This is a genomic window from Frankia sp. R82 (genome assembly GCF_023716925.1).
Classification (GTDB): domain Bacteria; phylum Actinomycetota; class Actinomycetes; order Frankiales; family Frankiaceae; genus Frankia.
In genome coordinates this window covers 1-18,282 of sequence record NZ_JAMQQG010000302.1, presented here as the reverse complement: position 1 = coordinate 18,282, position 18,282 = coordinate 1, and the positions used below count along the sequence as shown (strand labels likewise).

Annotated in this window: 13 protein-coding genes; 5 read left to right on the top strand and 8 right to left on the bottom strand. The window is 71.4% G+C overall.

All coding sequences use genetic code 11. From position 1 onward, the window contains the following. The first annotated feature begins 99 nt into the window (after positions 1-99). Together ND747_RS24255 and ND747_RS24250 are read left to right on the top strand one after the other, a co-directional pair. Complete coding sequence (locus tag ND747_RS24255) at positions 100-1,257, top strand: enoyl-CoA hydratase/isomerase family protein (protein WP_251736498.1); 1,158 nt, start codon at positions 100-102, stop codon at positions 1,255-1,257. An 842-nt stretch (positions 1,258-2,099) separates the two neighbouring features. Continuing rightward, positions 2,100-3,437, top strand: a complete 1,338-nt coding sequence (locus ND747_RS24250) for an ATP-dependent 6-phosphofructokinase (RefSeq protein WP_251736497.1) — start codon at positions 2,100-2,102, stop codon at positions 3,435-3,437. A gap of 204 nt (positions 3,438-3,641) precedes the next feature. Here the strand turns inward: ND747_RS24250 and ND747_RS24245 are convergent, their stop codons facing one another. The 8 genes from ND747_RS24245 to ND747_RS24210 form a co-directional block, all read right to left on the bottom strand. Continuing rightward, complete coding sequence (locus ND747_RS24245) at positions 3,642-4,346, bottom strand: GNAT family N-acetyltransferase (RefSeq protein ID WP_251736496.1); 705 nt, start codon at positions 4,344-4,346, stop codon at positions 3,642-3,644. A gap of 175 nt (positions 4,347-4,521) precedes the next feature. Next, positions 4,522-5,649: a homoserine O-acetyltransferase gene (locus tag ND747_RS24240; protein WP_251736495.1), complete on the bottom strand. Its 1,128-nt coding sequence runs from the start codon at positions 5,647-5,649 to the stop codon at positions 4,522-4,524. Further along, complete coding sequence (locus tag ND747_RS24235; RefSeq protein WP_251736494.1) at positions 5,633-6,925, bottom strand: bifunctional o-acetylhomoserine/o-acetylserine sulfhydrylase; 1,293 nt, start codon at positions 6,923-6,925, stop codon at positions 5,633-5,635. The genes ND747_RS24240 and ND747_RS24235 overlap by 17 nt, the downstream gene beginning before the upstream one ends. A 721-nt stretch (positions 6,926-7,646) precedes the next feature. Then, the gene (locus ND747_RS24230) at positions 7,647-9,116 is read right to left on the bottom strand and encodes an amidohydrolase family protein (protein ID WP_251736493.1); all 1,470 of its coding nucleotides are present in this window, start codon (positions 9,114-9,116) and stop codon (positions 7,647-7,649) included. Continuing rightward, positions 9,113-10,306 (bottom strand): hypothetical protein, encoded by a 1,194-nt coding sequence (locus ND747_RS24225; RefSeq protein WP_251736492.1) that lies wholly within the window; start codon positions 10,304-10,306, stop codon positions 9,113-9,115. Before ND747_RS24225 ends, ND747_RS24230 begins: the two co-directional genes overlap by 4 nt. A gap of 112 nt (positions 10,307-10,418) precedes the next feature. After that, on the bottom strand, positions 10,419-11,258 hold the full coding sequence (locus tag ND747_RS24220; RefSeq protein ID WP_251736491.1) for an ABC transporter permease: 840 nt from the start codon (positions 11,256-11,258) through the stop codon (positions 10,419-10,421). After that, complete coding sequence (locus ND747_RS24215; RefSeq protein WP_251736490.1) at positions 11,255-12,019, bottom strand: ABC transporter ATP-binding protein; 765 nt, start codon at positions 12,017-12,019, stop codon at positions 11,255-11,257. Before ND747_RS24215 ends, ND747_RS24220 begins: the two co-directional genes overlap by 4 nt. Further along, entirely contained in the window at positions 12,016-13,374 is a 1,359-nt protein-coding gene (locus tag ND747_RS24210; protein WP_251736489.1) for an ABC transporter substrate-binding protein, read from the bottom strand. Before ND747_RS24210 ends, ND747_RS24215 begins: the two co-directional genes overlap by 4 nt. A 319-nt stretch (positions 13,375-13,693) precedes the next feature. On the opposite strand from ND747_RS24210, the gene ND747_RS24205 reads away from it, so the two are divergent. The 3 genes from ND747_RS24205 to ND747_RS24195 are packed head-to-tail and all read left to right on the top strand — an operon-like array spanning position 13,694 to position 18,100. Further along, a complete protein-coding gene (locus tag ND747_RS24205; RefSeq protein ID WP_251736488.1) occupies positions 13,694-17,239 on the top strand; it encodes a nitrate- and nitrite sensing domain-containing protein in 3,546 nt (1,181 codons plus the stop codon). 34 nt (positions 17,240-17,273) lie between these two features. Then, positions 17,274-17,690 (top strand): roadblock/LC7 domain-containing protein, encoded by a 417-nt coding sequence (locus ND747_RS24200; protein WP_251736487.1) that lies wholly within the window; start codon positions 17,274-17,276, stop codon positions 17,688-17,690. A 50-nt stretch (positions 17,691-17,740) separates the two neighbouring features. Further along, the gene (locus tag ND747_RS24195) at positions 17,741-18,100 is read left to right on the top strand and encodes a DUF742 domain-containing protein (protein ID WP_251736486.1); all 360 of its coding nucleotides are present in this window, start codon (positions 17,741-17,743) and stop codon (positions 18,098-18,100) included. The last annotated feature ends 182 nt before the right edge of the window (positions 18,101-18,282 follow it).

The following is an 18,282-nucleotide window of genomic DNA, read 5'->3' as shown; positions in this document are numbered from 1 at the left end:
CAGGTCGGCGGCAGCTACCAGCAGCGACGAATGTCTGTGCAGACAGCTGCCAGTGCACTGGTCATGAACATCCGTGGACGGCGCACTAGCGTGGTGGGCGTGAGTCTCCTTGCGCCCGAGGCGGCCCTTGCCGCGCTGCAGGCGGATCCCGAGGTGTTCAGCCCGCTCGACGAGCAGCCGATACTGGTGGTCGACGCCGGTGCACCGGGTGCGTCGCGGGTGGCCGAGCGCGGTCGACACCTGCCGTGCGTGCTGGTCGGGGTCGCCGCGGACCTGCGACGGGTGCCCGCCGAGATCGGCGCGGCCGGCTTCGACATCCTGTTGACCGACGAGCCGGGGGCGCCGCGGCCGTGGGTCAGCGCCCCCGGTGGTCTGGACGCGGCGCTTGACGTGCTGAGGACCGTGGTCGCGACCCGTCCGTTCGCGTCGGTGGCTCTGGTACAGCTGCTCCGGCTCAGCTGCCAGGGGGACATCCGGGACGCGGTGGTGGCCGAGTCGTTCGCCTACTCGGCGTTGCAGGCCGGCCCCGAGTTCGCCGCCTGGTTGGACGACCACCGCCGTCGACGGGCCGCCCGTGTGCACCAACGGTCCGCCCCGCCATCGCGGGTCGACCCGTCGGCGCCACCAGCCTCGTCGGCGCAAACCGTCCCGTCGGCGCATCCGGCGCAACCGATCCAACCGGCCCAACCGGCGGTGCTGGTGGAGCGGGAAGGGTCAGTGCTCACCGTGGTTCTGAACCGGCCGGGGCGGCACAACGCGGTCAACACCGACCTGCGCGACGGGCTGGTGGCCGCGTTCCGGCTGGCGGCCCTCGACGACGCTCTGACGGCGATCCGGCTGGCCGGTGCCGGGCCGTCCTTCTCCAGCGGCGGCGATCTCACCGAGTTCGGTTCGTTGCCCGACCCCGGACGGGCGCACGCGGTGCGCACCAGCCGTAGCATTCCGCTGAACCTGCTGGCGTCCGGGGTGCCGGCGACCGCCTACGTCCATGGGCTGTGCATCGGTGCGGGGGCGGAACTGCCCGCGTTCTGCACCCGGGTCGTGGCCGCGCCGGACGCGACGTTCCGGCTGCCGGAGATCGCGATGGGGCTGGTGCCGGGAGCCGGCGGCACCGCCAGCCTGCCGCGGCGCGTCGGTCGGCACCGGGCCGCCCACCTGATTCTCAGCGGCCAGCCCATCGGCGCCGACCAGGCGCTGGCCTGGGGACTCGTCGACGCGATCGAGCCCCGCCACGGCATGCCCGCCGCCGACATCTGACGGTCGTCGCGGCCGATGGACGTCCCGGGCTGACGGCCACGGCGGGCCGCTGGACGGCACGGGCTGCCGGCGGGAGGGCGGGGGTACCGCCGGTACGGGATGGGAGTGGGTCCGGGCACGGCGCGGTCGGTCCCTCGACGCGCTCGCCATCGCGGCGGTGGCCGCCGCGCCGTGCCTGGCTGGCTTCGACCCGATCCCTCCACGGGTCGTAGCCGTCTGTGTCGGGCGGTTGCGGTGCTGGCAGAACGTCCGCCGGCCCGACCGCTGCCAGCTGGCTCGTCCAGTCGTCCGCCCGGTTCGAGTCTGCCCGCTCCGTCCTGCGCGCCCCAGAGCCGACCGGGCGTCCGACCGCCGGTCGATGGGTCCTCCGCGCGGCGGTCCCAGGGCCTGCGTCGACGGGCCGTTCGACTCTGGCGGCAGGCGCGCCGCAGGTCACCCGACCGCACGTCGGACGCGTCGTCTGCCCCGGCGTCCCGCCGCTCGTCCGCCGGGCGATGGTCGGCGGTGGTGGCGACGGGAGCGGGCCGGTGATCCCTGGCTGGGGGCGGGCACCGAGGTGTCCGCGCGGGACAACTTCCGCCCGACTTCGGCCGAAGTCAACCCGGTTTCATTATGATGAAGTGATTGTTTCCGTCGCTGGTGACCGGCTTGGTCCGGCGATGCCCGTCTGGTGGCGGGTATGGGCCGGTAGTCTCGGTCTGGAAGAACTGGGCTGATCGGCGAGGGCCGTCGCCGCCCCACCCGGGGTATGTATGGAGCGACATCGCGGAACAGACCAGATCGTTAACAGTCCAGATCGCTTGCTGACGAAGCGCCAAACGAGACGTGAGGGCCGGGCAACGGTGGGTGCGCCACTGCTGGTGGACGATGCGGATCTTTCGGTGAAGACCCTGGGTCCCTGCCGGATAGATTCGCCACTGCTACCCCTGCTGGGTGAGCGTCCCACCACACAGCACTACATCGACGAGTCGGACAAGGTCCTCTACGACGACACGACGTCGATGATCGCGGCTCGCAAGGTCGGTCTGGATGCCTTGCCCGGGTTCGAACCCGCCGGGCCGCGGCGGAAGATCTACTTCGATCCGTCGAAGACCCGGGTCGGGATCGTGACCTGCGGGGGTCTGTGCCCAGGCCTGAACAACGTGATTCGCGGTCTGGTGCTGGAGCTGACCTCGCACTACCGGGTCCGGCGCATCGTCGGATTCCGTAACGGGTATCAGGGTTTCATCGCCCGTTACGGATATGACGTGGTCGACCTGACTCCCGAGAGTGTCGCCAGCATCGACAACGACGGTGGCACGATTCTCGGTAGTTCCCGCGGCCAGCAGGATCCGGGTGAGATCGTCGACTGCCTGTCCCGGATGAACATAAATATTCTCTTTGTCATCGGTGGCGACGGCACGCTGCGCGGTGCGAAGGAGATCTCCCGGGTCGCCGCCGAGCGCGGCGAGAAGATCGCGGTCGTCGGCATCCCGAAGACCATCGACAACGACATTCCCTACATCGACCAGAGCTTCGGTTTCCAGACCGCGTTCGGCAAGGCCGCCGAGTCGATCCAGGTCGCCCACGCCGAGGCGACGTCCGCGCCCGGTGGCATGGGCGTCGTCCGGCTGATGGGTCGACACTCCGGGTTCATCGCCTGCTACGCCACGCTCGCGAAGAGCAACGCGGACGTCGTGCTCATCCCCGAGCTGCCCTTCAAGCTCGAGGGCGAGGACGGCCTGCTCAACCACCTGCGCCGGCGGATCTTGGAACGCGGCCACGCCGTGGTCGTGGTCGCCGAGGGCGCCGGCCAGGAACTCATCACCGACCAGCCGCAGTCGGCGGACGCGTCCGGCAACCGCAAGCTGCACGACGTCGGCCAGGAACTGTCCCGGCGGATCAAGGAGTACTTCGACCTTGAGGGCGTCGAACTGAACCTCAAGTACATCGACCCCAGCTACGCGATCCGCAGCGTCCCGGCCAACCCGTACGACAGCGTCTACACGATCCGGCTGGCGCATGCCGCCGTGCACGCGGCGATGTCCGGGCGCACCGAGATGGTGGTCGGCCGCTGGCGGCGCCGCTTCATCCACATTCCGATCGGGCTCGCGGTCAGCCAGCGCAACCAGGTCGACCCGGCCGGCGACCTGTGGATGTCCGTCCTCGAGGCCACCGGCCAGCCCCCTCGCTTCGAGTAACGGCCGTCGCCCCTCCCCGTGGCGGTGCGCAGCCACCGATCGACTGTTGTCTCGGCGGGCGATCCAGGCGGCGACCTCGACGTGCCGGACTCCGCCCAGCCCGCCCACGTCGTCGCGGGACTCCCTCAGGCCTGCGGCGAGCCCCGTTTCCCGGACAGCCGCGTAGCGGGGCGCGGATCGGTAGGGGGTACCGGTTGGCGCGGGTCAGGATCCAGGGTCACCGGACGGAGACGGGGTTCGGTCGAGTCGGTCGAGCAGGCCCGCCCGCACCGCCGGCCACTCCGCGACGGTGATCGAGTAGTAGGCGGTGTCGCGGGCGGAGCCGTCCGCGCCGAGCATGTGGGCCCGCCGCACGCCCTCGAAGTGGGCGCCGAGGCGTTCGATCGCGGCTCGTGAACGCGCGTTGCGCACATCCGTCTTCAGGCACACCCGTAGCGTCGACCAGACGGTGAACGCGTGCTCGAGCAGCAGCAGCTTCGCCTCGGTGTTGATCGCCGTGCGCTGCGCCGCGGCGGCGAGCCAGGTGTGGCCGATTTCGGCGACCGAGGGCAGCTCGGACTCGGCCGCCGCGGAGTCGTCCGGGTACACGTTCGCCTCGTCGAGGCCGTCCCGCGGTGTCGGGCGCCAGAACCCTAGGTCGAAAAACCGTGTCGCGCCGACGATCGGCCCGTCGTCGAGGCGGCGGATGACCAGGGGGACCGCGAGGCCCAGGGCGCGGTCGGCGAGGGCGGTTGACACGTAGCTGCGCATGGCCGGATCGGAGTCCGGCACCCAGGTGAAGGTGAACGAACGGCGGTCCGCGGACGCGGCGCGCAGCAGGTCGCCGCAGTGCTCGGTGCGCAGCGGCTCGAGGCGGACATGCCGTCCCGTCAGGACCGGTCGCGTCCACTCGCCGGACATGGTCGTCATGGCATGAGCATGGCAGCCTGGTCAGCACCTGCACGGTAAGGGGCATCTGTCGGGTGCGCGACGTGATCGCCCGCAGGACCCGTCCGGGATGGGACGTCCGTCCGGCCGCGGCGGTCCGACCGGGCCGGCCGGCCGGCCGTCAGGGGTCGGCGGGCCGTCGGATGGAGGCCGTCCGTCAGGGCGACGGCAGGACGTCGCGGAGGATCGCGGCGACCTGGTCGACCTCGAGCAGGAAGCCGTCATGGCCGCGGTGCGAGTGGATGCGTCGCAGCGGTACGCCGGTCAGGTCGGCGAGCTCCTGTTGCAGGCGGATCGGGTACAGCCGGTCCGAGTCCACGCCGGCGATCGTGAACGGCACCGGGCAGGCGCGCAGGGCCGCGGCGTAGCCACCGCGGCCGCGGCCGACGTCCTGGGTCATCATCGCTCGGGTGAGGGTGACGTAGCTGCCCGCGTCGAACCGGCGGACCAGCCGGTCGGCATGGTGGTCCAGGTAGGAGACGACCTCGAACGCGCCGTCCGGCTGCACGCGGGCGGCGAACCGGGCCTCGAGCTCGGCCTCGCTGCGGTAGCTGACCTGGGCCATCCGCCGGGCCAGGCCCAGCCCGAGCTGCGGGCCCGGCAGCTGGGGAGGTCCGTCCAGCTGGTGGTAGTCACCGCCGCGCCAGCCGGGGTCGTCGGTGATCGCCTGCAGCTGGACCGCGTACAGCCCGATCTGCTCGGCGGTCGCCACCGCGCCGCAGGCCAGCACGACCACGCGGTCGACCCGTCCCGGGTGGCGCACGGCCCACTCCAGCGCCCGCATCCCACCCATCGACCCGCCGACGACCGCGGACCAGCGCCGGATCCCGAGCGCGTCGGCGAGGGCCGCCTCGACGTCGACCTGATCGCCGATCGTCACCTCCGGCCAGCGGGAACCGAAGGGCCGTCCGTCCGGCGCCCGACTGGCCGGACCGGTGGTGCCCTGGCAGCCGCCGAGCACGTTGGGCGCGACGACGAACAGCCGCTCGGTGTCCAGCGCCCGCCCGGGCCCGATCAGCCCGTCCCACCAGCCCGGGCCCGGATGCCCCGGCCCGGCCGGACCGGCGGCGTGACTGTCGCCGGTCAGCGCATGCAGCACGAGCACCGCGTTTCCCGCGGCGGCATCAAGGCGCCCCCAGGTCTCGTAGGCGACGCCGACCTGCGCCACGACACCGCCGCGCTCCAGGTGCAGTGGCCCCGGCAGCCGGGCGAAGCGGCGGTCGCCGACCGGGTCGACGCCGGCCCGCCACGCACCGGACACCGGCGGGTCAGGGCTTGGCGGCACGGAACCCGGCGTCGAGGTCGGCGAGGATGTCGTCGATGTTCTCGATGCCCACCGACAGGCGGATCAGGTCGGGGGTCACCCCGGCCGCGGCCTGCTCGGACTCGGTGAGCTGCGAGTGGGTCGTCGTCGCCGGGTGGATGATCAGCGAGCGGACGTCGCCGACGTTGGCGAGGTGGCTGAACAGCTCGACCCCGTCCACGAACGCGCGGCCCGCCGTCGCCCCACCCGCGATGCCGAACGACAGGATCGCCCCGGCCCCGCGAGGCAGCACCTGCTGCGCCCGGGAGTACCAGCGCGACGAGGGCAGGCCCGGGTAGGCGACCCAGGTGACCTCGTCGCGCGCCTCGAGCCACTCGGCGACCCGCTGGGCGTTCGCGGTGTGCCGCTCGATCCGCAGCGACAGCGTCTCCAGGCCCTGCAGCAGCAGGAACGCGTTGAACGGCGAGATCGCGGCGCCGATGTCGCGCAGCAGCTGCACCCGGGCCTTCGCGATGTACGAGCCGTGCCCGAGCGCGTCCCAGTAGACCAGCCCGTGGTAGCTCGGGTCCGGCGTGGTGAAGGTCGCGAACCGGCCGGAGGCGCCGTAGTCGAACCGTCCACCATCGACGATCACTCCACCGATGGCCGTGCCGTGCCCGCCGATGAACTTCGTCGCCGAGTGCACGACGATGTCCGCGCCGTGCTCCAACGGACGGTACAGGTACGGCGTCGCCAGGGTGTTGTCGACGAGCAGCGGCACGCCGTGGGTGTGCGCCACCTCGGCGATGCCGGCCGTGTCGAGGATGTCGCCGCGCGGGTTACCGATCGTCTCGCCGTAGAACGCCTTCGTGTTCGGCCGGACGGCGTCGCGCCAGGCGCCGAGGTCGTCCGGATCGTCGACGAAGCTGACCTCCACCCCGAGCTTGGGCAGCGTGTAGTGGAACAGGTTGTACGTGCCGCCGTACAGGCTCGACGAGGAGACGACATGATCCCCGGCCTGCGCCAGGTTCAGGATGGCCAGCGTCTCCGCCGCCTGGCCGGACGCGGTCGCGAGCGCGCCGATGCCGCCCTCGAGCGCCGCGACGCGCTGCTCGAACACGTCCTGGGTCGGGTTCATGATCCGGGTGTAGATGTTGCCCGGCTCGCCGAGCGCGAACAGGGCCGCGGCGTGGTCGGTGTCGCGGAAGACGTAGCTCGTCGTCTGATAGATCGGCACGGCCCGGGCGCCGGTGGTCGGGTCGGGCTGCGCGCCCGCGTGGATCTGCTGGGTCTCGAACGACCAGCCGTCGGAGCTCATCTGGCTGACTCTCCCCGTGTCGGTGATGCACTGGTTCATCCGGTCTGGCGGGACATGGCGCCGGGGTCGGATGGCTGGGCTACTGGCTGGACTGGCGTGGGCCTCGTCCGGCGGAACCGGACAGTTGGGCCACCGGCCGGGTTGACCTGGATCTCGGCCGGCGGAGCCGTCGCCGGGTCCCGAGGTGCGGCCGGCGCGCCGCGGCCCCGTCACCCCGTTACCCCTGGATGGACATCGGCGTTGGACGAAGGCCGACCCGGCCTGTTTCGACGTCTTCGCGCGGCGGACCCGCCAGCGCGGGCGGCGCGGTGGACCCGTCAGTGGGCTGTTGACCGGTCAGTGGGCGGCGCGGTGGAGGCCACCGGTCGAACGTGACCCGTGGGTGGTGGCCGCGTCGAGGGACGGGCAACCCGGACAACATCGCAGGTCGGCCGGCCACTGGTGCGGGCGTCCCGCCGGTGACCTCACGTTTTCGACGCTAGCAGCGCCGGTGGCGTTTGTCTGCGTTCGGGGTGGCCATCCGTAGCCCGCGTGTCACACCGCTGCAACATTCGCCGCCCCGTCCCATCCTGTCCCCCGTCGGCCCACGGTCCCATCCATCCGTGACGGTCGAAACGGATGGAAGGGGCGGAGGACGCGTAGGTGGGACCGCGGAAATCATTCCTTGTCGGATGCGGATTGTCGGGATGCGGAAAATGCGGGGCTGGGGCGTGTCGGTGGGTCAGTGGTCGGCGCTGGGGATGCCGGCCAGTTCGGAGTGCAGGCCGGCGCGGGTGGCGAGTTCGACGGCCAGGTCCCGGGCCTGGGGAAGTACCGCGGCGATGTCGGTGGTCAGGATCCGGGCGTCGGCCACGATCCGTTCGCCGTCGACCCAGACACCGGCGATGTCGCGGGGACCGGCGCAGTACACGACCGCCTGGTAGGGGTCGTGGACGAAGGCCATCGACGGGCTGGCCTCGGCGAACAGCACCAGGTCGGCGGCCTTGCCGACCTCGAGGCTGCCGATGGTGTCCTCCAGGCCGAGGGCGCGGGCGCCACCGAGGGTGGCCATCCGCAGCACCGCCGGCGCGGAGAGGATGTCGGCCTGCTGGTGGTGCACCTTCTGCAGCAGCGCGGCGGCCTTGACGGTCTCGAGCATGTTCTGTGAGTCGTTGCTGGCGGCGCCGTCCACGCCGAGGCCGACCGGTACCCGCTCGCGCAGCAGCCGGGGGACCTGGCAGACCCCGCTGGCGAGGATCATGTTGGAGATCGGGCAGTGCGCGACGGCGACCTCGTGTCGGCGCAGCAGGGCGATGTCGGCGTCGGAGAGCCAGACGCAGTGGGCGGCCACCGTCTGGGCGTCGAGCAGGCCCAGGCTCGCCGCGAACTCGATGGAGCTGGCCCGGCGGCTGGTGCGCGACGCCGTGACCTCCTCGCGGACCTCGTGCAGATGGACGTGCAGGCGGGGCACGTCGGCGAGCAGGGAGCGGGTGGCGGCCAGCAGGGCGTCGCTGCTGGCCGGAACCGTCGCCAGACCGACCCGGAAGCGGGTCCGCCGGGACCGCTCAGCCGCCTCGGCCAGGGCGTGGTGCTCGGCGAGGATGCGGTCGACGGGCCGGGCGTGCGGCAGATCGGACGGGCCGAAGGAGACGTCACCGCGGATCCCGACCTGGTCCAGAGCGTCGACGACCCCCGGGGTGACCGGGGCCGTCCCCGGTGCGGAGCAGAACATGTCGGCCGCCGTGGTCACCCCGGACAGGGCCAGCTCGGTCGCCTTGAGCAGGGTGCCCACGTAGGCCATCTCGCGGGTCAGCACATCCTCGATCGGTTCGACCACATGGACGAACCACTCCCACAGGGTGTGGGTCTCGCCGATCCCGGTGACCAGGCCCTCGGAGAAATGTCCGTGGCTGCTGACCAGACCGGGGATGAGGATTCCGCCACCGTCGCCGAGGACCGGCAGGTCCGGGAAGCGGGCCCGGACGGTCGCGTCGTCGTCGACGGCGGCGATCCGCCCGTCCACGACCGCGACCGCCCCGTCACGCACCTGGCCCTGCGCACCCATCGTCAGCACGTGACGCGCGCGCAGCACGAACCCCCCGCGCGCGGCGGCGACGGACGCGGGTGCCGTGACGGCGGCGACGGGTGCCGCCGTGGTGCCGGCTGGGCGTGGCGTGTCGGTGGACCCGGCGACGGTGGCGGAATCGATCACTTCAGTCCAATGCTCGCGTTCAGGTAGGTGTTGGTGAATAGTGCCGAGGGGGTCAGCCCGCTCTTGACCGGCTTCTTCTGGCCGGCGTAGATCGGCGTCAGGATCTGGATCATCCGGTCCACCCGGTGGGAGTCCATGTCCCCGATCGTGCTGTTCGATCCGTTGGACACCAGGCCGCGGTCCTTCATCGCCTGGACGGCGTAGGCGGCGAGGCCGGGGGAGTAGCTCCAGACCGAGGCCTTGTCGGCCTTGACCGCCGCGATGATCAGATCGTTGGCCGGCCTGGGGTTGGCCATGAAGTCGGCCTGCGAGGTCTGGACGATCGGCACGAGCTTGCGCAGGCACGGGGCCAGCGTCTTCTCGTCCCCGCTGCGGATGGCCAGCGCCTGCCCGTACACCGGGTAGCCGGTGTCGTTGACGAGCTGGAGGTTCACGTCGTAGCTGTGCCCGTCGCCCAGTTCGTGCTGGTAGATGTAGGGCTCGGAGGTGGCGAAGCCGGCCTCGGCCACCTTGCCGTCGGCGGAAACCCAGCGTGACGGCGAGCCGTCGTAGCTGCCGTCCACCTGGCCCTGGCGCAGGATGCCCGCGCCGAGCAGGTACTGCATGTAGGAGTCGGTCTCGTAGTAGAGGACCTTGGTGTCCGACTGCCCGAGGTCCACCAGGGTGGTGAAGTTCGGGTAGACCTTCTTGTCCCACATTATCATCATGGGGCTCACGTCGAACGGTGCGTACACCGCCTTGGTGGGCTGGGACCTCGAGTTCTGGATCGACTCGTCTGTCGACACGATGCCCAGTGTGATCGACTTGTCCACGTACATGTGCGCGCTGACCTGCTCGGAGCCGATCGCCGGGCCACCGTAGCGGACCTCGATGTTGACTCCGGTGTCCTTGCCGCCGGACACCAGTGATCCGGTGATCCGCTTCTTGGCGGTGTCGATCCTGCGGTCCGGGCCGAGCAGGTTGTAGAGGTAGCCGTACTCGGACTCGGCGAACCAGTCGGTCTGTACCACGACCGTCGACGGGCAGTCCCCGCGCAGGTCGAGCGCGCTGCCGGAGGCCGCGGCCGGGGCCGCGGACGTCCCCTCGCCGGAGGACGAGTCGGAGCCCGACGTGTCCCCGCTGCATGCCGCCAGGGTGAGCACCAGCGCCGCGGAGGCGGCAAGGGTCACACCCCGCTTCAGTCGTCCCATTTCGCTCCTAGTTCTGGAGGGTCCGCCGGGAACCCTCGGGGGTGACACGGTTCCGCTCGCGACCGACCCGCCGTCGAAGCGAGGCGGCGAGATCGCCGCGGCCGCCGCGGAGTCAGGGGGTCTCGGCGCCGTACCAGCGACCGGTGACCAGCCGGCTCAGCCAGCCGAAGAACACGAACACGACCACTCCCAGCAGGGAGGCGAGAATGACCGCCCCGAACAGCTGCTGGGAGAGCAGTCGCGCCCGGTACAGGTCGATCAGCACGCCGATGCCGGGATCGCCCTGCTTGAAGAAGAAGTCGCCGACGACCGCGCCGACCACCGACAGGCCGGCCGAGACCTGGAACCCGGCGAAGGTCGCCGGCATCGCGGCGGGCAGCTGGAGCGAGACCAGCCGCCGCCACCGGGAGATCCGGTGCATCCGGAACAGGTCGAGCATGCCCTGGTCCACCGACTGCAGGCCGAACAGGGTGCTGCTGATCACGGGGAACAGGGCGATCAGGACGCACACGACGACCCGGCTGAAGAACCCGTAGTCGAACCAGAACCCAATCAGGGGAACCATCGCCAGGGTGGGAATCGTCTGTAGGACCACCGCGTACGGGTAGACCGACTTCTCCACCCAGCGGGCCTGGCTCATGGCGATGGCGATGGCCATCCCCAGCACGATCGACACACCCAGCCCGATCAGCGCCACCTTGGTCGACAGCCACAGCCCACGCAGCAGCTGCTCCAGGTTGTCGAGATCGAGGAAGGCCACCCGGACCACCGAGTCGGGGCTGGGCAGCAGGAACCGGCGGTCCGGGTCGAGTACGACGAGACTCACGAAATACCAGATGCCGAGAATGATCGCGAACAGGACCAGTGGCGCCAGCAGATCACGCCAGGTTGTCGGTGGGCGCCCGGCCCGCAGCAGCTGCGCGACCCGGCGGGCGCGTGACCTGCTGCTCATACGCCGCCCCCGTCGCCCCCGTCGCGCAGCCGGTGTGACACCGCGGCCGCCAGGCGGGTGAACGCGGGGTCAAACCGCAGCTCGGACGAGCGTTGCGGGCCGAACGGCACCTCGAACTCGGCGATCACCCGGCCGGGGCGCGGGGACATCACCAGGATCCGGGTCGACAGGTACACGGCTTCGGCCACCGAGTGCGTCACGAAGATCGCTGCGCGGAACCGGCGTTGGGTGAACAGCTGCAGCACCTCGTCGCCGAGGCGCTCCCGGGAGATCTCGTCCAGGGCGCCGAACGGTTCGTCCAACAGGAACAGGTCCGGCGACAGGGTGAGGGAGCGGGCCAGCGACACGCGCATCCGCATCCCACCGGACAGCGCGCGGGGGCGGTGGCGTTCGAACCCCCGCAGACCCACCAGGTCGATGAGCTCGCTGGCCCGGGGCAGGTACTCGGCCTTGGGTAGACCGGTCAGCTCGGCCAGCATCTCCACGTTGCGCCGCACGCTGCGCCAGGGCAGCAGGGTGGGATCCTGGAAGACGTAGCCGGTGCGCTCGGCCGTGGCCCGCACCGTGCCGGAGGACGGCGGGGTCAGCCCGGAGGCCAGCCGCAGCAGCGTGCTCTTGCCGCAGCCCGAGGCGCCGACCACGCTGACGAACTCGCCATCGTGCACCGTGAGATCCACCGGCTCCAGGGCCCGGGTGCCGTCGGGATACCGCTTCGCCGCCTGGTCGAAGGAGACGAGCGCCGATGCCTCGACCGCGGTCACCGGGCCGCCGCCCTGGTGGTCCGCGCAGCTGTGGCCGTGGCCGTGGTCCCGGCTGCAGTCCCGGCTGCGGTCCCGGGTGTGCTGGCGGCGCCGGCCGGTGGCCAGTGCACCGTGGTGGTGGCCAGGTCGCGGGGATAGACCGGCGCGAACGACCCATCGGTGTTCTGCTCGATGACGGTGGCCGCGAGCGTGTTCTGGTGGGTGCCGTCGAAGCGCACCCCGTTCCACGGCATGATCGTCTCGTTTCCCGGCAGGTCGACCGCGACGAGGGCGGAGCGGACCCGTTCGCGGTCGATGCTGCCGGCATCGTCGATCGCCCGGGCGAAGACCGTGACGGCGGTGAAGGCGTTGGCGGCCTCGGCGGACATCGGGGCGCCGAAGTCGCGCTGGTAGCGTTCGGCCACCGCCGCGGCGAGCGGGTTGGCCCGTGCGATCGGCAGCGACCAGGCCGCCTCCCGGCTGATCCGGTCGGAGAAACCCGGTGCTGCGGCGATCTGCGCGGTCTGGGCGGCCGGACCGTAGACGACGACGGCGGGCGGCAGGTAACCGACGGTGGTGAATGCCTGCGCGAGACGCCCGCCGTCCCCACCGTCGGCGGTCATGAGGACGACGTCGGGAGCGGCATCGCGGATCGCGGTCACCGCGGCGGACGGGTTCGGATCGCCCGGCTCATAGGACACGCTGGCCGCCACCGGGTAGCCGGCCTCCTCGGCGAACTCGGTCACCGTCGAACGCAGGTCGTTGCCGGTTGCGTCATTGCTGTACAACAGCGCGATCCGGCGGGGATCCTGACCGGTCTGCTCGGCGTTACGCAGCAGCGACAGGAAGCCGCTGCCGAAGACCGCGGTATCCGGAGCAGTGCGGAAGAACCAGTTCAGTCCGCGTTCGGTGAGTGCGGTCAGGGGCGCATCCCCGCTGAGGAAGGGGGTTTGCAGCCGTTCCGCGCGCTGACTGGCATCGAGCGTGGCGTCCGCGCCAAATGCACCGACGACGCCGGCCACCTGCTTGTCGGCTGCGAGTGTCGACGTTTCGTCGGCCGCACGCTGACGATCGCCTTTCGTGTCCAATGTCACAATGGAGAGTCGGGCGTGGCCGGCTGGTCCCCAGATTCGGCCGTCCTGGTATACGAACCCGTCCGTCCCGGCGTTGATGAGACGGGTGGCCAGCTCCGCCCCGCGTTGCGCATCGCGACCGGTGGCTGGGTCGTTGCCCGTCAGTGGTGCGATCAGCCCAATCCTGATGTCTCCCGAAACATTTGGCTGTTCTGCAGCACCATCACCACTACAGGACGCGAGCAGGGCGCCACAGAGCAGCGCGACGGTTGTCGCGCATGCTCTTCGAATACCGTGGATCATCGCGCTCCCCGTCTCCCTGGTCCGCGCTGGCCAAAGCTACAGTGACGTGCGACGACACTAGTGGTCCGGGTGGAGCGGGTAGCAGCGGGGCCGTACGGGTACGGATGATTGAACGCGGTTCGTCAAGTGCCCCCGCTGCCGGCGGCGTCGTGCACGCAAATAGCCTTTCGGGCGGGAAGTCGCAGTGCGCAACGTCACGAGCGGTTCCGAGGATCGTTCCCCGGCCGGTCGGGTGTCTGCGGGGGCGGCGTACGCGAGGCGAAGAGGAACGGGGCGCGTGATCGAGCCGGAAACAGCGCGAGCGGGAACGGACACGTGGGTGGATGCGTCCCATGGCCCGGGCCGCGAGCCGGCTGCGCGGGAGTCCGCCGAGGTCAACACCGACCGTGATACCGGTCATGGCAGTCACGTCGGCGCGGACGGCCACCTCGGCACTGGCGGTGACGTCAACCTCGACAGTACGGGTGGCTTCGCCGTGGCCGAGGCCACCGGGACGTCCGGTGTCACCGGGCCGATCAGGGCGGCGGGATCCGGCGGGACCGCGACAGGTCCGGCTGGCCGGTCGGGACGCCACACCCATCGTGAGGTTCGCCCGGCCCGCGGCTCCCGCCGCCGGCTCGGGCTGCGGGACCTGCCCGTACACGGCAAGCTGTTCGCCGCTCTCGCGGTGCCGACCGCGGCCTTCCTGGTGCTCGCGTTGCTGTCCGCGGCCACGTGGTTGTCCAGCGCGGCCAGCTACGGGCGCGGGGTGACGGCGGCGAAGCTGGGTCGACAGGTGGTCGCCACCGTGCACGAGCTGCAGATCGAGCGTGACCTCGCGGTGGGATTCATCAGCGCCGGGCGGGGGGTTGACCCGGCGACGTCGCTGACCGCCCGCCTCGACGGCGAGCAGGGCGCGGTGGACACCGCGGTGGGCACGCTGCGTGCATCGCTACGGTCCGCCCATGGCGATCTGGGTACGACCGGTGGCCGCCTGGCCGACGGCATCGATCGTCGCCTGGACGGCCTGGGCGCGCTACGCCGGCTGGTCCGCACCGGTGGGTTGCCGATGGACGCGATCTTCAACCAGTACTCCGCCATGATTGCCGATCTGGTCGCCCTGGACGCCCGGATCGGGCAGGGCCGCGACGACACCGACCTGCAGTACTCGGTTGCCGTCCTGAACAGCCTGACCACGCTGAAGGAGACCGAGTCCCAGATCCGTGGACAACTGTTCGCCACAGCCTTCGCCCACCGGTTTGTCCTCGGCGACTCCGACCGGTTCTCCGGCCTGCTTGCCCAGGAACAGGCTGCGCAGGACGCCTTCCGGGCCACCGCCCGGGTAACGGACCGGGCCCGCTTCGACCAGGTCGTCAATGGCCAGGCCGTGCTGACCGTCAGGCGCATCTCGCAGCGCGCGGTCCAACGCCAGCGCCTGAGCGATCTCGATATCGATCCCGACCAGTGGTTCGCGGCCAGCACCACCTACATCGAACTGCTGCGCACGGTCGAGTCCGCCATGCTGGACAACGTCACCCGGTCCGCGGAGAACCTGCGTTCGCAGGCCTGGGAACGCACCGGACTGATCGGTGCCTTCATTCTGGTCATCACCATCGGCGCCGTCATCTGGACACTGGCGATCGCGCGAACGATGACCGTCCCGCTTCGCCGCCTGCGCACCGGCGCCCTGGAAGCCGCCCAGGTTCGCCTGCCGGCGCTCATCGAGGAACTGCGCAGCTCCGACCCGGATCAGGTCGAGACGGTGGTCCGACCGATCGGCATCGATTCGCGCGACGAGATCGGTGAGGTGGCCCGCACCGTTGACCACCTGCAACGCGAGGCGGTGCGGCTGGCGACCGAGCAGGCCGGACTGCGGCGCAACGTGAACACCCTTTTCCTCAGCCTTTCCCGCCGGAGCCAGAGCCTGATCGAACGCCAGATCGCGCTGATCGACCGGCTGGAGGCCGCGGAGGAGAATCCGGCGCAGCTGGAAAACCTGTTCCGGCTCGACCATCTGGCCACCCGGATGCGGCGTAACAGCGAGAACCTGCTGGTGCTGGCCGGTACCGGGCCCGGGCGGCGCCGGTCGGGCCCGGTACCGCTCGGTGACGTGCTGCAGGCCGCCCTCGGCGAGATCGAACAGTACGAGCGCGTGCAGATCGTCGAGGTGTCGGACGTGCGGCTGGCCGCCGACGCGGTCAACCATGTCGTGCACCTGGTAGCCGAACTACTCGAGAACGCCGCCCAGTTCTCCCCGCCGTACCTACCGGTGGACCTCGCGGCCACCGCGCTGGCCGGCGGCGCGGTCCTGGTGACCATCGAGGACAGCGGTCTGGGCATGTCCGATCGGGAGCTGGCCCTGGCCAACCAGCGGCTCGCGCAGCCCCCGCTGTTCGACTTCTCCATCGCCCAGCGCCTCGGCCTGTTCGTCGTCGCCCGCCTGGCCGACCGGCACGGCATCGAGGTGCGACTGGCCCGGTCGTCGGACGGCGGGGTGCGAGCCTCGGTCACCCTGCCCGCCGCCCTGCTGGTGACGGCGCGGATCGCCACGGCCGCCCCGCGGAAGACCCCCGAGGAGACGGCGGCGACCACCTCGACGGCGGATCGCACCGAGCTGCCGCTGCCGCGAGTTCCGGCCGGGCCGGGTGCGCCCCGTCCCGATCTGGACTCCGACCAGACGATCACCCGGCCGACCGAGCTCGTCGCGCCACCGCGGCCGGACCGCGACGCCGCCACGGGCGAGCTGCCCCTGCCCGGTGTCTCCGAGCGGCCCGCGGTCGCAGCGGTGCCCCCGGTCTCCGAGCGGCCCGGTGTCTCCGAGTCGCCCCCGGTCTCCGAGCTGCCGGCGATCGCCGATGCGGTGGCGGCCTTGCGGCGTCGCCGGGTCGAGGCACAGCAGGGGCCGGAACAGGCCTCCTCCATCACATCGGATGCCGCGGCCGCCATGGCGCCGCCGGACGATCTCGTACCCGTCGATGTCGTCCTGGCCACCGTGCCGGCGACGTCCCCGACATCGATGCCGCCAGCGTCGGCCTCGTCGGCCTCGTCGGCCTCGACCTCGCAGGTGTCGGCGCGTCGATGGGCGGATCTGGTTCGTACGGCGGCCGAGGAAGCCATTCCGGTGGCTCTGTCGACCGCGCCGTTCGACTGGTTCACCCGGGATCAGAACGACATCACCCCGGGCGGCGGAGTCGCCATCGCGACCCGGCTGGTGCCCGACGATGCTGCCAGCATCACGGATCGGACGGGTTCGGCGAGCAACGGCAGCGGGGTACTCTTCGGTAACAATGATGGTGCAGCTCCCGAACCCCGGCGGGCCACGGCTCCGGCCAGGGCTGTGCCGGCGGCCGGTCCTGCACCGGCCGGTGCAGGACCGGCCGGTGCAGGACCGCCAGGTGCCGGGACATCAGGTGCGGTGCCATCGGACAGTGAGTCGTCAGGTATCGGAGTGTCGGGCGCCGGCTGGCCCGGCGGGGCGCAGCCGCCCGCCTTCGGTGCGTCTCGGCCGGAGCAGCCGGCAGCGGAGCCCGGTCCGGCTCTGCCGTCCCGGCTCACCCCGTCGGGTCTGCCGATGCGCACACCCAGCACGCAGCCCTTCCCCAGCGACCTGCCCGCCGTCACCGCACCGCGGCCCGGCGACCAGCCGGTGCAGAACCCGTTCTTCGGCACGGTGCAGCTACCGTCATCGACAACGCAGACCCCGCAGGCACCCGCACCGGACTGGATCCGCGGCCGGTTGAATCGCCTGTACGAGGGAGTCCAGCACGCCCGCGACGGCCAGCGGTCCGTCGCCGCGGACTCCGACGTGGCCAGACCCGCCGCACCGGGCGGCGACATGACCGGCAACGAAGCCGGTGACGTCCCGTCCCCCGCCGGCTCGCCGTGACCCCCCACCCGCCATTGTTGCCTGGAGGACGGTCGTGACCCTTGCGGATCCCGAAAACCCCTCGCTTGACTGGCTCATCAACAACTTCGTCGATTTCGTCCCCGGCGTGGCGAACGCGATCCTGGCCTCCTCCGACGGTCACCTGCTCGCGGTGTGCAACGGCTTCCCGCGGGAGCGGGCCGTGCAGCTCGGCTCGCTCGCGTCCGGCCTGTTCAGCCTGACCGCCGCCGCCGCGGAGTTTTCCGACGGGGGCGAGGTGACCCAGACGGTCGTGGAGATGGTGCAGGGATCCCTGCTGCTGATGGCGGTGGGGGAGGGCTCCTGTCTGGCGGTGCTGGCAAGTAACACCTGTGACATCGGCCTGGTCGGGTACGAGATGACGGTCCTCGTCGCACGTACCCGGGAGGCGCTGACGCCGGCTCGGCGTGCTGATGCCCGCGAGAGCGTGTGAGGCATGACCGTGCGAGCAGCGTCGCTCGCCGTAGACGGACGGGCGACGGGGTGAACGGGGACGCGCTGGAGCCGTCGGGCGAGCTGGTCCGGCCGTACGCGGCGACCCGTGGTCGGGCCCGGCCCTCGCGACTGCTGGCCCTGGAGGCCATGGTGACGACCACGTCGTTCGGTCTGGCCCGACTGCCCGGCCTGCTGTTGGAGCAGCGGTCCATCGTGTCGATGTGCGAACGTCCCCAGTCGGTGATCGAGATTGCGGCGGGGCTGCGTCTGCCGGTCGGAGTGGTGCGGGTGCTCGTCGCGGATGCCGCCGCCGAGCGCCTGGTGGACGTCTCCCAGCTCACCCTGAACAACGGCGCCCCGGGGATGGACCTGCTCGGCCGGGTCCTGTCCAGCCTGCGGCGCCTCTGACCCAGCCCGGCCTCGCCCGCCCGGGATCGGTCCCGTCCCGGATCGGTCTTGTCCCATCCCGGCTCGGTCCGTCCCGGCTCGGTCGTGTCCCATCCCGGACCGGCTCCGGGGGGGGGGGGGGGGGGGGGGGGGGGGGGGGGGGGGGGGGGGGGGGGGGGGGGGGGGGGGGGGGGGGGGGGGGG